The sequence below is a fragment of the Pseudomonas sp. HY13-MNA-CIBAN-0226 genome (assembly GCF_040310305.1).
GTDB lineage: Bacteria > Pseudomonadota > Gammaproteobacteria > Pseudomonadales > Pseudomonadaceae > Aquipseudomonas > Aquipseudomonas gregormendelii.
This window is the reverse complement of the sequence record NZ_JBEOPS010000252.1, coordinates 1-273: the sequence shown is the minus strand read 5'-3', so window position 1 is coordinate 273 and position 273 is coordinate 1. Positions and strand designations below refer to the sequence as shown.

Genomic DNA, 273 nt, shown 5'->3' with positions numbered 1-273 from the left:
GATATTGATGATACGCTAAGTCGTGCAGGAATTATCGCAGAACACAATCAAGCCACTTTAGAAGCCTTAGCCGACAGCGATGTTAAATTAGTCATCTCCACAGGTCGCTCAAAAGCCATATTACCGCCTGACATTTTAGCGTTACTTGAAGCCGATGTCCTCGACGCTATCATCTGTATGAATGGTCAATATAGCTTTGATAACCATAGCAGAATCAGTCACTATCCATTATCAGATATGCAAACGGCTAAAATCGTAACGCTGTGCCAAGCC

The 273-nt window shown here is 42.9% G+C and carries 1 protein-coding gene; it reads left to right on the top strand.

Annotated features, from left to right (window positions below; translation table 11 throughout):
* A partial coding sequence (locus tag AAEZ05_RS28645) for an HAD hydrolase family protein (RefSeq protein ID WP_350649973.1) occupies positions 1-273 on the top strand: 273 nt, incomplete at both ends.